We start from the raw sequence: 12,374 nt of genomic DNA on the forward strand, positions 1-12,374 counted from the left end.
CGGGATGGGCCGACCTCGAGGCCTCGCCGCGGAGGCCCGACGCTCGGGCTTGGACGTGCGCCTCGCCGTCGAGGATCCGGGTGCGCTCGGCGGCGGCGGAGAGCAGGCGGTTGTGCGGGTGGTGCGTGAAGCGTTGGGGAACTGCGTCCGCCATGCGAACGGCGCCGTGGTCGACGTGGCCATCGGCCCTGTCGACGGTCAGGCGCACGTTACGGTGCGGTCGCGGGGCGGCGCGGCGACCGTCACCGCCGGGCAAGGCGGCGAGGGGTGGGGGCTGCAGATGCTGCGCGAGCGCATCACCGCGCTGGGCGGGACGTTCCGGGCCGGTCCGGAGGTCGACGGCTGGCTGGTCGAGGCGCGACTGCCGGTGGGGGGCCGGGCATGACCGCACCGACCGTGCTGCTCGCCGACGACCACGGCGCGATCCGCGCCGGCCTGCGCATCATGCTGGACACGCACGACATCACGGTCGTCGGGGAGGCCGCCGACGGCGAGGTGGCCGTGCGCAACGCCGCAGCGCTCCGGCCGGATGTCGTCCTCATGGATCTGCGCATGCCGGGACGCGACGGGGTCTCGGCCACCCGCGAGATCGTCGAGCGCGGACTGGGGGATGTGCTTGTCCTGACGAGCTTCGACGAGGACGAGCTCGTGCTCGCGGCGATCCGGGCGGGAGCGGTCGGATTCCTCCTGAAGACGGTCGACGCGCCGACTCTCGTCCAGGCGGTGCGTGCTGTCGCCGCCGGAGAGGGAGCGCTGGATCCGCGGGTCACCCGCCGCGCGCTCGCCGCAGTGGCGGCGTCCACCCCGGAGCCGGCGCCGATGACGACGCTCGCGCTGCCGGAGCTGACACCCCGGGAGCGCGACGTCCTCGACGGGATCCTGCAGGGGTGGTTGAACGCCCAGCTCGCCGCGCGCCTGCGGATCTCCGTCCCGACGGTGAAGACGCACGTCTCGAACGTCCTCACCAAGCTCGGCGCGCGCAGCCGGTCGCACGCGGCCGCGCTCGTCCGCGGGGTCGAGGACTGAGTCAGCGCTGGCCGCTTAGATCTGAGCGTTGGAACGGTCCGGTTCTCCCACAGCGGCGCTCGGCGCGCTCTTGTAGCCCCTGCTCACAAGCAGGACACGCCGCCAGTACGACTGGGCTAGGAACACGGGGTCGTCTCGGCGTAGGGAAGCCCCTACCATCACGTTCGTAACGAACAGCGCGAGCAGGAAGAGGGGCCCGATCCACACAGCCTGCGCGCCGATGATGAGGCCAGCGACGACGACAACGCCCAGGACCAGGAGCCCCGCCACCCGACCCAGCCAGCGAAACGGTCCGACCGCGGTCGACGCGAAACTGATACCCACGCTCGCTCCGAGAAGCACGGTGAGGAGGTAGATGATCGGTTCGTTCACCATCAGCGGTTCTCCGTTCCCGGGCTGGACATCTCCGTTGTCGGCGCAGCGGCTTCGATCGTCGCAGCCACCACTTCGGCGTGGTCGACTGAGCCATCCGCCGCATTGGCCGGTGAAACCATCGTCACCGTAAGCGCAGCAACCGCCGTGACAGCGCCGACGATCCCAAGCTTCCTTCGCAACATCCCATTCCTTTCTGGCGCCAATGCCGAAGGCTGACGCGGAGCCACGGTAAGCAGCCGCCAACGGCACTGTCTGTCCACCATTCGGGGGACAGACTCTTGAACCCCTGAAAGGACGCGCTTCGTCACCGATATGAAGCATCCAGAGAACTGAAGTCCGGCCCCAACGCGGACACGCTCGGCACGCGCAGCCGGTCGCACGCGGCCGCGCTCGTCCGCGGGGTCGAGGACTGGGTCAGCGCTCGACGGTAGGAACCGCCGGAGCCTTCTCCTCGGCGCGCAGCGGTCGGGCGGCGCCGGAGAAGAGACCCGAGAGCACCACGAGCGCGACGAGGATGAAGAGCGTGTTGAGCAGTCCGATGTGCTCGCTGATGACCCCGAGCACCGGCGGGCCGCCGAGGAATGCCACGTAGCCGATGGTCGCCGCCGCGCTCACCCGTGCGGCGGCCTTGGCCGGGTCGTCCGCCGCGGCCGACATGCCGAGGGGGAAGCCGAGCGACGCACCGATGCCCCACAGCGCCGCGCCGACGAGGACCAGCGGCAGCGTGGGCGCGAGGATGAACAGCAGGATCCCGGTGGCGGCGGTCGCGGCCAGGATGCGCAGCACCAGCACCCGGCCGAAGCGATCGACCAGCGGTCCGCCGAAGAGGCGCACCACCGTCATGCCGACGGAGAACACCGCCAGGGCGACGGCGCCTGTGCCTTCCGCGAAGCCGTGTCCCTGCTCGGTGCCCAGGGCGATCCAGTCGTTGGCGCCGCCCTCCGCGAAGGACATGCCCAGCATGACGGTTCCCAGCAGGTACGTGCGCGGCTCGCGCCAGGCCTCGAGCGCGGTGTGCATGCGCTGGCGGAACGGGGGCTTCTCGTGATCCTCGGGGTCGAGCGCGGCCTCGCGCACGGGCACCTGGAAGAAGCAGACGACGGCGATCACGGCGATGAGGACGCCCATCGACACCGCGTGCGTGCCGACGTCGACCTGGAGGGACGCGGCGAGGGCGCCGATGCCGGCCCCGAGCACGGTGCCGAAGCTGAAGAACGCGTGGAACACCGGCAGGATCGTGCGGCCCATCTGCTGTTCGATGGCGGTGGCCTCGACGTTCATCATCACGTCGACGCAGCCGTTGCCGAAGCCGAAGAGCACCATCCCGATGAGGACCACGGGCACCGACCCGAAGACGGTCGCGCCGAGGCCGACGAGCGCGATGCCCGAGGCGAACGTGAGCATCGCCAGGAGCATGCCGCGCCGCGCACCGGTCCTGGCCATGACGGCGGGGCTGGTCGAGATGCCGAGGATGGACGCGACGCCCATGCCCAGGAGGATCAGGCCGACCTGCGCGTTGTCGAGGTCGAGCGCTTCCTTGATCCCCGGCACGCGGGAGGCCCAGGTCGCGATCGAGAGGCCGCTGGCGAGGAAGATGGCGAAGATCGCGGTGCGCCAGCGCACGAACTGCGAGCGGGTGAGGGCGGTATCCATGGCGAACAGCCTATCGAATCGATTCGACCCTGCGTGACCGAACCGGGCTATCCTCGGAGTATGACCAGGGAGACGCCACGCCGGCCCACGATCGCCGATGTGGCTCGCGAGGCGGGGGTCTCCACCTCGACCGCGTCCGTCGTCTTCAGCGGCAAGGCCAAGGTCGCGCCCGCCACCAGGGACCGGGTGCTCGCCGCCGCGACCGACCTCGGCTACACGGGGCCCGATCCGCGCGCCGCCTCCCTCCGTCGCGGACGGAGCGGCATCGTGGCGGTGGTCCTGGAGGGGCATCTGCGCGCGGCCTTCCTCGACCCGGTGACAACCGCGATGATGGACGGCCTCACCGACGGGCTCGCCGATCTCAGCGCCGGGATCCTCCTCATGCGCGACGAGCCGGGTGAGGACGGCTCGGCCATCGCGAGCGCCCCCGTCGACGCCGTCGTGCTGATCGGATGCTCCGGACGCACCCGCGCCTCCCTGGAGATCGTGCTCGGACGCGGTCTCCCCGTCGTCGTCATCGAGGGGGACGCGGGGCTCGACGTCCCGCGCATCACCCTGGACAACGTCGCGGCCTCCGCCGACATCGCGCGGCACGTGCGCGACCTCGGGCATCGGGACGTCGCCCTCGTCACACTGTCGCTGGACGCCGAACGCGAGCGCACCCTCATCACACCGGAGCGTCTGGCGAACGCCACCGTCGATGTGACGGTCGATCGGCTCGCCGGCATGCGGGAGGTGTTCCCCGATGCTCCGGCGATCTCGGCGTCCGGCAGCCTGATCGACGAGGGCATCCTCGTCGGGCGGATGCTGCTCGCCGATCCGGACACCCGCCCGACCGCGGTGCTCGCGCAGAGCGACCTGCTGGCGGTGGGCGTGATCCGCGCCGCGGAGGAACTCGGGCTCCGGGTTCCCGAAGACCTCTCGGTCGCCGGGTTCGACGGCATCCCCCTGGACGGCCTCGGCGAGCTCACCCTCACCACGAGCGTGCAGCCGGCGGTCCAGAAGGGGAGGGCTGCGGGGGAGCAGGTCGCCAGGATGCTCCGCGGGGAGCCCGGCGTCACGCAGGACCTGCACTGCGTGTTCCGCGCCGGCACGACGACCGCGCCGCCCCCGTCGCGCTGACGGCGAGCACCGGTCAGGAGCGGGCGGGGCCGAGAGGAAGCGCCGCCGGCGCGTAGTCGAGGATGCGATACCGCCCGCACGCGATGACGGCTGTCGGGGCCGCAGCGGTCGGCACGTTCCAGGCCACCGTCTGCGCGTCCTCGATGAGGAACGACACCTCGCCCACCGCGAAGTCGCGACGATCGACGAGCCACGCGTAGCCGCGGAGCTCATGATCGACCTGCACGAGCCGGGCAGGGTCCGCCGCGTGCAGCTTCGGGAGCCGGACCGTCCAGAACTGTCCGGCACCGGTGCGCCCTGACGAGTCCACCCAGTCCGTGACGCACGCGAGGTCGGCGTCGGGCGCGCTCGCCGCCTGCACGATGCGGGGTACGGATGCGACGCCGCCGATGAGGAGGGCGGTGGCGACGACGGCGGAGACGACCTGCGCCAGCGTGGCTCGCCGCATCCGGACACGCGGCAGGGTGAGGAGGACGAGGACCGGGGCGAAGGCGAGCGGCTGCAGGTACCGCGCCGCGTGGGTTCCCGCCGCGATGCCGCCGAGGAGCACGACGAGCGGGAGTGCCCAGGCGCCCGTGGCCACCAGTCGGTCACCGGTGTCCGACGCGTGGGTCGTCCGCACGACTGCCAGGACCGTCAGCGCCAGCACGGCCACCGTGCCGAGCACCCCGCCGGGGGACGACAGCCGATCGATCGTGAGGCCGCCGTAGTACGCAGCGGAGTGAATCCATTCCGCCGGCTGGATGTAGCCGGCGCCGGAGTTCGCGATCCATGCCGAGAAGGGAATGCGACCGAGGAAGCCCACGATGCTGCCCCCGACCAGCGCAGCGATCAGCGCGAGACCCCGCCGCCTGACCGCGGGCGTGGTGAGACAGAGCCCGCCCAGGACGAGGGAGAGGGGCACCGTGGCCCAGGCGGCGAACAGCGGGTTGCTCAGGGTCGCCACCGCCGCGACGATCCCCAGGGACACCGGCAGCGCCGCACCTCCGCGGGGGCGATCGAGGAACCGCCGACACAGGCCGATGGCGAGGACCACGGCCACGACGGTCGCGGAATAGTACGTGGTCGTCAGCATCAGCGACGCGAGCTCGAGCGCGTCGCGGGACGGCCCGGACTCGGTGAGGACGAGGATCGCGAACGCCGCGAGGGCCGCGACCGACCAGGCGACGGGGGCTCTGCCGACGGCATGCCGCCCGGCGACGAGGCGGATCGCCCCGTAGAGCGCGAGGACGTTGACCACCGCGTTGGCTGCGAGCACGCCGTTCACGTCGAGAGGCACGACCGCGTCGAGAGCCGTGAAGACGGCGATCTCGGGGAGGAAGAGCACGCTGGACAGCGCCCAGTCGCCTCCGCCCCCGTCGAGGATCGATCGGCCGACGAGGGCCACGATCAGCGAGTCCCCGTCGTCGAACATCAGGACCGAGCGCGGCGAGGAAGCGAGGTGTCCGACGGTGACGAGCGCCAGGACCAGCGCGGCCGCCCAGCCCGCCAGTTCGCGTCCCCAGACCCGCCGCATGCGACCACTCTGGCACGCGATCTCGAAGCTCGCGGGGCCGACAGGCGTCTCGGCCCGGTAAACTGGTCGGACACCGCCCGCCTGAGCCGTACGGCCGACGAGCCCCGAGGAGCCGCGTATATGCTGATGCTCCTCGCAGTGTTCCTTCTCGGGTCGCTCTTGATGCCCGTCCTGGTGCGCTGGTTGGGAGCTCAGGCTTTCGCCGTCGCCGCCCTCGTCCCGGCTGCCGCGTTCGTGCACGCGCTCGTGCTCACGCCGCAGGTGCTCGACGGTCCCGTCCCGTTCGTCTCCGTGCCGTGGATCCCGCAGCTCGGGCTGAACCTGTCCATGAACATGGACGTCCTCGGGTGGGTGCTCACGCTCATCGTCACGGGCGTCGGCGCCCTTGTGCTCCTCTACTGCCGCTGGTACTTCCATGACGAGGCCGCGGGCATCGGGCAGTTCGCCGGCGTCCTGCTCGCCTTCGCCGGCGCGATGTACGGCCTCGTCCTCACCGACGACCTCGTGATGCTCGTGATGTTCTGGGAGGCCACGAGCATCCTCTCCTACCTCCTGATCGGCCACTACCGACGCCGTGCCGCCAGCCGACGCGCCGCGCTGCAGGCGCTCCTGGTGACGACGCTCGGCGGACTGGTGATGTTCGTCGGCGTCGTGCTGCTCGTCGTCGACACCGGGACGTCGAGCATCCGCGAGATCCTCGCCATCGCGCCGACCGGCCCGATCGTCGATGCCGCGATCGTCATGCTCCTGATCGGCGCCATCAGCAAGTCGGCGCTGTTCCCCTTCCACTTCTGGCTCCCCGGCGCGATGGCGGCCCCGACTCCGGTCAGCGCCTACCTGCACGCCGCCGCCATGGTGAAGGCCGGCATCTACCTCATCGCCCGCTTCGCACCCATCTTCGCGTTCAGCCCGACGTGGCGGCCGATCGTGCTCACGCTCGGCATCCTCACCATGCTGCTCGGCGGCATCCAGGCGCTGCGGGAGACCGACCTCAAGCGCGTGCTTGCGTTCGGCACCGTGAGCCAGCTCGGCTTCTTCGCGGTCGTCGTCGGCTACGGCACGCAGGCGGCCGCCCTCGCCGGCCTCGCGCTGGTGATCGGGCACGCGCTGTTCAAGTCGGCGCTGTTCCTCATCGTGGGCGTGATCGACCGGCAGCTCTCCACGCGTGACGTGACCGAGCTCTCCGGCGTCGGCCGGCAGGCACCGGTCATGGCCACCGCCGCGTTCATCGCCGTCGCGTCGATGGCCGGCGTGGCTCCGACCATCGGATTCGTTGCGAAGGAGTCGACGCTGACGGCGCTCCTGGACGATGCGCTCGGCGGCTCCGTGTGGGGCCTCGTCGCCCTGATCGGCGTGGTCCTCGGATCCATGCTGACCGCGGCATATGGTGTCCGCTTCCTCTGGGGCGCGTTCTGGACCAAGCGCGATGCGGACGGGCAGCGACAGCCGGACACGGTCTGGCCCGACCCACCCGTCGGTTTCCTCTCCGCGCCGATCATCCTCGCCGGCGTGACGCTCGCCGCAGGGATCGGCGCCCCGGCCCTCGACGTCGCCCTCCAGCCCTACGCGCTGACTGCCACGCCGGGACTCGACCACGAGGGGGCAGCCGTCGAGGGTCCGGGGCACCTCGCGCTCTGGCACGGCTTCGAGCCCGCCCTCGGCATCTCGATCCTCTCGATCCTGCTCGGCATCGGGCTCTTCCTCCTCACGAGGCGGACCGGATGGGACCGTCGTCCGCGACTGCTGCCGTTCACGGCGGCCGACGCCTACTACGTGGTGATGCGCGGCATCGACCGGCTGTCGGTGCTGAGCACGACGCTCACCCAGCGCGGTTCGCTGCCGGTCTACGTCGGGACGATCTTCGTCGTCTTCGTCGCCGCCGAGGTCACCGCGCTCGTGGCGAGCGACATCGACCGCTATCAGCTCTCGCTCTGGCACACACCGGCGCAGCTCGCCGTCGCGCCGATCATGGCCGTCGCGGGCGTCGTGGCGGTGCGTGCGCGCAAGCGCTACACCGGCGTCGTGCTTGCCTCCGTCACCGGCCTGGGCATGGTCGTGCTCTTCGCGACCAGCGGGGCACCGGACCTCGCGCTCACGCAGATCCTCGTGGAGACGGTGACGATGGTGACGTTCGCCCTCGTCCTCCGCCGTCTGCCGGCGCGGATGGGCGAGCACAACGAATCCGTCAGCCGGATCCCCCGCGCGCTGCTCGGCATCGGCGTCGGCCTCACCATGGCGTTCGTGGCCGTCGTCGCGACCCAGTCCCGCGTGGCCGACCCGATCTCCGCGATCTTCCCGGAGATCGCGTATGAGATCGGCCACGGCAAGAACGTCGTCAACGTGGCGCTGGTCGACCTCCGCGGCTGGGACACGATGGGCGAGCTCTCGGTGCTCGTGCTCGCCGCGACCGGTGTCGCCTCGCTCGTGTTCGTCACGCATCGCGCTGACCTCCTCGCGGCCACGAAGACCCTGCCGCGCTCGGTGCGCAAGTCGGCCCGGAGCCGGCCGCTCGTGGAGACCACGGACGGCGTGCGCTTCCAGACCGCGGAGAACCGATCGGCGCCGCGCGCCTGGCTCGTCGGCGGCCAGAAGATGAAGCCGGAGAACCGGTCGATCCTGCTCGAGGTGATCGTCCGCATCCTGTTCCACACGATCATCGTCGTCTCGATCTTCCTCCTCTTCGCCGGGCACAACCTCCCCGGCGGCGGCTTCGCGGGCGGACTCGTCGCGGGCATGGCCCTCGTGATGCGCTACATCGCCGGAGGGCGCTGGGAGCTGGGCGCCGCTGCGCCGACCGATGCCGGTCGTCTCCTCGGCGCGGGCCTGATCCTCGCCGTGGGCACCGCGGTGGTGCCGCTGTTCTTCGGCCTCGCACCGCTCACCAGCACCTTCTGGGAGTGGGAGATCCCCGGTATCGGGCACATGGAGTTCGTCACCTCGACCATCTTCGACATCGGCGTGTACCTCGTCGTGATCGGACTCGTCCTCGACGTGCTGCGCAGCCTCGGTGCGGAGGTCGACCGGCAGGCCGCGCTCCGCCCCGGCGAGAGCACCGCCGTCGACTTCTCCTCGCGGACCGGGGGGAACGGCTGATGGACGTCTCGCTCGCCCTCATCGCGATCATGGCCGTGCTCTTCGCCTGCGGCGTGTACGCGATGCTGGAGCGCAGCCTCACCCGCGTCCTCATCGGCTTCCTCCTGCTCGGCAACGCCACGAACCTGCTGCTGCTGATCGTCATGGGCGTGCCGGGCAACGCGCCGTTCTTCGGCACCGAGGGCGACCTGAGCGACCCGTTGCCGCAGGCCCTGACGCTCACGGCGATCGTCATCACCTTCGCCGTCTCGGCCTTCCTGCTCGCGCTCATCTACCGGTCGTGGCAGCTCGGCCAGGCGGACACGGTCGAGGACGACGAGGCCGACATCGCGCTGCGCGAGCGCACCGATGAAGACGAAGACCTCATGGACGACGAGTCGGAGACGGACGACGACGACGCCACGACCGACTTCGTGGGCGTGCAGACCGCGCCGATCACCGTCCTGCACATGCGCGACAACCCGGCGATCCACGATGACGCCCCGTACGACGCGCCGTACGTGCCCGAGCCGGAGCCCGAACCCGACGGCGCCGCCGACGGCGCTGCGGACCGGGACGACGACACGACAGACGGGGAGGGCAGGCCATGACCACGCTCGTCCCGCTCCTCGTCGCCCTGCCGCTCCTCGGCGCCGCGATCACCCTCGTCTTCGGACGCAATGCGCGCCTGCAGGTGTTCGTCACCGTCGCCACGCTCGCCGTCGTGTCCGTCATCGCGGCGGTGCTGCTCGTCGTGGTCGACGCGGGCTCCCCACTCGCGGTGTCCGTGGGCGGGTGGCCGGTGCCGTTCGGCATCGTCCTCTACGTCGACCGTCTCGCCGCACTCCTGGTTCTCGTCTCCAGCGTCGTGCTACTCGCGGTCCTCCTCTTCTCCATCGGTCAGGGTGTGGCCGACGGGGCGGACGAGACCCCAATCTCGATCTTCAACCCCTCCTACCTGATCCTCGCCGCCGGAATCTTCAACGCCTTCATCGCCGGTGACCTGTTCAACCTGTACGTCGGATTCGAGATCCTCCTCGTGGCCTCGTACGTGCTCATCACCCTGGGCAGCACCGAGTCCCGCATCCGCACCGGCGCCGTCTACATCGTCGTCTCGCTGGTGTCGTCGATCCTGTTCCTCGCGTCGATCGCGATGATCTACGGCGCCCTCGGCACGGTCAACATGGCCCAGATCGCCGAGCGGATGTCGGAGCTCCCGCAGGACACGCAGCTCGTCCTGCACCTCATGCTCGTGGTCGCCTTCGGGATCAAGGCGGCGATCTTCCCCGTGTCGTTCTGGCTGCCCGACTCTTACCCGACCGCCCCCGCGCCGGTGACGGCCGTGTTCGCCGGCCTGCTGACCAAGGTCGGCGTGTACGCGCTGATCCGGACGGAGACCCAGCTCTTCGCCTCGAACAGCATCGACACGCTGCTGCTCATCATCGCGCTGGCGACGATGATCGTCGGAGTGCTCGGCGCCGTCGCGCAGGCCGAGCTCAAACGGATCCTGTCGTTCACGCTCGTCAGCCACGTCGGCTACATGATCTTCGGCCTCGCGATCGCGACCCCGGCCGCCATCGGCGCGACGGTGTACTACATCGTCCACCACATCGTCGTGCAGACCACGCTGTTCCTCGCGGTGGGACTCATCGAACGCCGGGCCGGCAGCACCTCCATCCTCAGGGTCAAGGGCCTGCTGAAGATCGCCCCCGTCATCGCGCTGCTGTACTTCATCCCCGCGATCAACCTCGGTGGTCTGCCACCGTTCTCCGGGTTCATCGGCAAGTTCGCCCTGTTCGAGGCCGCGGCCTCCGTGGGCACTCCGCTCATGATCGTGCTCATCTTCGGCGGCATCATCACCTCGCTGCTCACGCTGTACGCGCTCATGCGCGCCTGGAACCTCGCGTTCTGGCGTGAGGAGGAGGACTCGACCGAGACCGAGGGCCGCATCTCCTACCTCACCGGAGCCCCCGCCGCGGATGAGCAGCAGGAGCGCCGGCACATCCCGAGGATCATGACCGTGGCCACCGCGGGCATGGTCACCGTGACGGTGGCCCTGACGATCTTCGCGGGACCGCTGTACGCTCTGTGCGACCGTATCGGGGCGGGCCTGCTGCAGCCGGTCAACCTCGTCCAGCTGGAAGACGAGGTGGAGGGATGAGCCCCGAGACCAAGAGCGTCTGGCGGGACATCGGCATGCAGCTGCCGTTCCTCGCCTGGCTGATCGTGCTGTGGATGCTGCTGTGGGCCCAGTTCACGGTGCTGTCCTTCCTCACGGGGCTCGTGGTGGCGATCTTCGTGACGCGGGTGTTCCGCCTGCCCACGGTCGAGCTCTCCGGGCGCATCAACCTCTGGTACGGCGCGCTGTTCGTCGTGCAGTTCCTGTTCGCGATCCTCCGGGGCGCGCTCTCGGTGACCGTGCAGGTCTTCGACTTCCGCCGGCAGCCCGGTACGGCCATCATCGCGGTGCCCCTCCGCTACGCCGACGACCTCGTCCTGACGCACGTCGCCGTGGTGTCGTCGCTCATCCCGGGATCCCTCGTCGTCGAGGCGGATCGGGACCGCGGGATCCTCTACCTGCACGTGATCGGCGTGCGCAGCAAGGAGGATGTCGAGACGCAGCGGCAGGGTGTGCTCGGCTGGGAGAAGCGCATCGTCCGAGCGCTCGGCAATCCGACCCAGTACCGGGCGCTGAAGGCCGACGAGCGTGCCGGCCGCATCGACCCCGCGACGATCGGCGGTGCCCGATGAACACCTTGCTCCTCATCATCCTCGCCGTGTTCGGTGTGGCCGCGATCCTCGCCGTGATCCGTATCGTCCGCGGTCCGTCGATCCTCGACCGTGCCGTCGCCGCCGACGTGCTGCTGACCGAGGTCATGTGCGTGCTCGGCGCCGAGATGGCCATCAACGGCCACACCCGCAACATCCCCGTGCTCCTCATCATCGCGGCGGTCGGTGTGTTCGGATCGATCGCGGTCGCCCGGTTCGTCGCGAGAAGGGACAACACGACACCATGAACGTGTTCGGTCTGATGATCCCTGACGCCGTCGTCGACGTGGCGGTGCTCGTGCTCATCTTGCTCGGGGCGATCCTCTGCCTCTCCGCCTCCGTGGGCCTGCTGCACTTCCGGGACGTGCCCACGCGACTGCACGCCGCGACGAAGCCGCAGGTGCTCGGGCTGCTGCTGATCTGTGTGGCGATCGCCCTGTCGCAGCGGTCGATCGGCGGCGTGCTGTTCGGCCTCGTGCTCGTCGCCCCCGTGGTGCTCATGCAGTTCGCGACCGCGCCCCTGTCCGCGCACATGGTCGGGCGCCAGGCCTACCGCAACGGCACGATCGAGCAGCGGGGTCTCGTCGTTGACGAGCTCGCCGAGTCGAAGCAGACCCCTCCCGCCGCCGGCTGACCGCCTCGCCGCCGACGTAGCCGGTTTCGCCCGCTGTCGGTTCACAACTCAGGAGATCTGCGGCGTCATCGGGCCGCGCGTGCGCTCAGGTCGGATGGGGGGCGGATACTCCTGAATTGTGAACGCCGTGCGCGGCCCCCACTTCTCCTCCACCGCCTCGCGATCCGGAGCGGACACTCCACATCCGGCCTCACTCCCCGTCCCGCC

General features: G+C 70.3%; 12 protein-coding genes. 9 read left to right on the forward strand and 3 right to left on the reverse strand.

Annotated features, from left to right (window positions below; genetic code table 11):
- Window positions 1–4: 4 nt before the first annotated feature.
- The gene (locus WFJ36_RS07035; RefSeq protein WP_336642980.1) at window positions 5–385 is read left to right on the forward strand and encodes a sensor histidine kinase; all 381 of its coding nucleotides are present in this window, start codon (window positions 5–7) and stop codon (window positions 383–385) included.
- Window positions 382–1,026: a response regulator transcription factor gene (locus WFJ36_RS07040; protein WP_336642981.1), complete on the forward strand. Its 645-nt coding sequence runs from the start codon at window positions 382–384 to the stop codon at window positions 1,024–1,026. Before WFJ36_RS07035 ends, WFJ36_RS07040 begins: the two co-directional genes overlap by 4 nt.
- Window positions 1,027–1,041: 15 nt before the next feature.
- Here the strand turns inward: WFJ36_RS07040 and WFJ36_RS07045 are convergent, their stop codons facing one another.
- Both WFJ36_RS07045 and WFJ36_RS07050 read right to left on the reverse strand, forming a co-directional pair.
- Complete coding sequence (locus tag WFJ36_RS07045; protein ID WP_071328013.1) at window positions 1,042–1,401, reverse strand: hypothetical protein; 360 nt, start codon at window positions 1,399–1,401, stop codon at window positions 1,042–1,044.
- Window positions 1,402–1,815: 414 nt separating this feature from the next.
- Window positions 1,816–3,054 carry an MFS transporter gene (locus WFJ36_RS07050; protein ID WP_071328012.1) on the reverse strand — a complete coding sequence of 413 codons (1,239 nt, stop codon included), beginning with the start codon at window positions 3,052–3,054 and terminating at the stop codon, window positions 1,816–1,818.
- A gap of 60 nt (window positions 3,055–3,114) precedes the next feature.
- Here WFJ36_RS07050 and WFJ36_RS07055 point away from each other — a divergent pair, with 60 nt between their 5' ends.
- The gene (locus tag WFJ36_RS07055) at window positions 3,115–4,176 is read left to right on the forward strand and encodes a LacI family DNA-binding transcriptional regulator (protein WP_336642982.1); all 1,062 of its coding nucleotides are present in this window, start codon (window positions 3,115–3,117) and stop codon (window positions 4,174–4,176) included.
- Between the two features lie 13 nt (window positions 4,177–4,189).
- Here the strand turns inward: WFJ36_RS07055 and WFJ36_RS07060 are convergent, their stop codons facing one another.
- The gene (locus tag WFJ36_RS07060; RefSeq protein ID WP_336642983.1) at window positions 4,190–5,692 is read right to left on the reverse strand and encodes a hypothetical protein; all 1,503 of its coding nucleotides are present in this window, start codon (window positions 5,690–5,692) and stop codon (window positions 4,190–4,192) included.
- A gap of 120 nt (window positions 5,693–5,812) precedes the next feature.
- Here WFJ36_RS07060 and WFJ36_RS07065 point away from each other — a divergent pair, with 120 nt between their 5' ends.
- Genes WFJ36_RS07065 through mnhG form a run of 6 tightly spaced genes read left to right on the forward strand, consistent with a single transcriptional unit; the run spans window position 5,813 to window position 12,167 of the window.
- Window positions 5,813–8,785 carry a Na+/H+ antiporter subunit A gene (locus WFJ36_RS07065; protein WP_071328009.1) on the forward strand — a complete coding sequence of 991 codons (2,973 nt, stop codon included), beginning with the start codon at window positions 5,813–5,815 and terminating at the stop codon, window positions 8,783–8,785.
- Window positions 8,785–9,375 carry a Na(+)/H(+) antiporter subunit C gene (locus tag WFJ36_RS07070; RefSeq protein WP_256209372.1) on the forward strand — a complete coding sequence of 197 codons (591 nt, stop codon included), beginning with the start codon at window positions 8,785–8,787 and terminating at the stop codon, window positions 9,373–9,375. The genes WFJ36_RS07065 and WFJ36_RS07070 overlap by 1 nt, the downstream gene beginning before the upstream one ends.
- Complete coding sequence (locus WFJ36_RS07075) at window positions 9,372–10,925, forward strand: Na+/H+ antiporter subunit D (RefSeq protein ID WP_060922025.1); 1,554 nt, start codon at window positions 9,372–9,374, stop codon at window positions 10,923–10,925. The genes WFJ36_RS07070 and WFJ36_RS07075 overlap by 4 nt, the downstream gene beginning before the upstream one ends.
- Window positions 10,922–11,515 carry a Na+/H+ antiporter subunit E gene (locus tag WFJ36_RS07080; RefSeq protein ID WP_071328008.1) on the forward strand — a complete coding sequence of 198 codons (594 nt, stop codon included), beginning with the start codon at window positions 10,922–10,924 and terminating at the stop codon, window positions 11,513–11,515. The genes WFJ36_RS07075 and WFJ36_RS07080 overlap by 4 nt, the downstream gene beginning before the upstream one ends.
- Window positions 11,512–11,781, forward strand: coding sequence for a monovalent cation/H+ antiporter complex subunit F (locus WFJ36_RS07085; protein ID WP_025105196.1), 270 nt, complete (start codon window positions 11,512–11,514; stop codon window positions 11,779–11,781). Before WFJ36_RS07080 ends, WFJ36_RS07085 begins: the two co-directional genes overlap by 4 nt.
- The gene (mnhG, locus tag WFJ36_RS07090) at window positions 11,778–12,167 is read left to right on the forward strand and encodes a monovalent cation/H(+) antiporter subunit G (protein WP_071328007.1); all 390 of its coding nucleotides are present in this window, start codon (window positions 11,778–11,780) and stop codon (window positions 12,165–12,167) included. The genes WFJ36_RS07085 and mnhG overlap by 4 nt, the downstream gene beginning before the upstream one ends.
- The last annotated feature ends 207 nt before the right edge of the window (window positions 12,168–12,374 follow it).

Origin of the sequence: Microbacterium sp. MMO-113 (assembly GCF_037148555.1) — a bacterium.
Taxonomy (GTDB): Bacteria; Actinomycetota; Actinomycetes; order Actinomycetales; family Microbacteriaceae; genus Microbacterium.

Excerpts from the sequence above, each read along its gene's own strand:
- WFJ36_RS07035 (WP_336642980.1), top strand. The coding sequence starts at position 5 with ATGGGCCGACCTCGAGGCCTCGCCGCGGAGGCCCGACGCTCGGGCTTG.
- WFJ36_RS07040 (WP_336642981.1), top strand. The coding sequence starts at position 382 with ATGACCGCACCGACCGTGCTGCTCGCCGACGACCACGGCGCGATCCGC.
- WFJ36_RS07045 (WP_071328013.1), bottom strand. The coding sequence starts at position 1,401 with ATGGTGAACGAACCGATCATCTACCTCCTCACCGTGCTTCTCGGAGCG.
- WFJ36_RS07050 (WP_071328012.1), bottom strand. The coding sequence starts at position 3,054 with ATGGATACCGCCCTCACCCGCTCGCAGTTCGTGCGCTGGCGCACCGCG.
- WFJ36_RS07055 (WP_336642982.1), top strand. The coding sequence starts at position 3,115 with ATGACCAGGGAGACGCCACGCCGGCCCACGATCGCCGATGTGGCTCGC.
- WFJ36_RS07060 (WP_336642983.1), bottom strand. The coding sequence starts at position 5,692 with ATGCGGCGGGTCTGGGGACGCGAACTGGCGGGCTGGGCGGCCGCGCTG.
- WFJ36_RS07065 (WP_071328009.1), top strand. The coding sequence starts at position 5,813 with ATGCTGATGCTCCTCGCAGTGTTCCTTCTCGGGTCGCTCTTGATGCCC.
- WFJ36_RS07070 (WP_256209372.1), top strand. The coding sequence starts at position 8,785 with ATGGACGTCTCGCTCGCCCTCATCGCGATCATGGCCGTGCTCTTCGCC.
- WFJ36_RS07075 (WP_060922025.1), top strand. The coding sequence starts at position 9,372 with ATGACCACGCTCGTCCCGCTCCTCGTCGCCCTGCCGCTCCTCGGCGCC.
- WFJ36_RS07080 (WP_071328008.1), top strand. The coding sequence starts at position 10,922 with ATGAGCCCCGAGACCAAGAGCGTCTGGCGGGACATCGGCATGCAGCTG.
- WFJ36_RS07085 (WP_025105196.1), top strand. The coding sequence starts at position 11,512 with ATGAACACCTTGCTCCTCATCATCCTCGCCGTGTTCGGTGTGGCCGCG.
- mnhG (WP_071328007.1), top strand. The coding sequence starts at position 11,778 with ATGAACGTGTTCGGTCTGATGATCCCTGACGCCGTCGTCGACGTGGCG.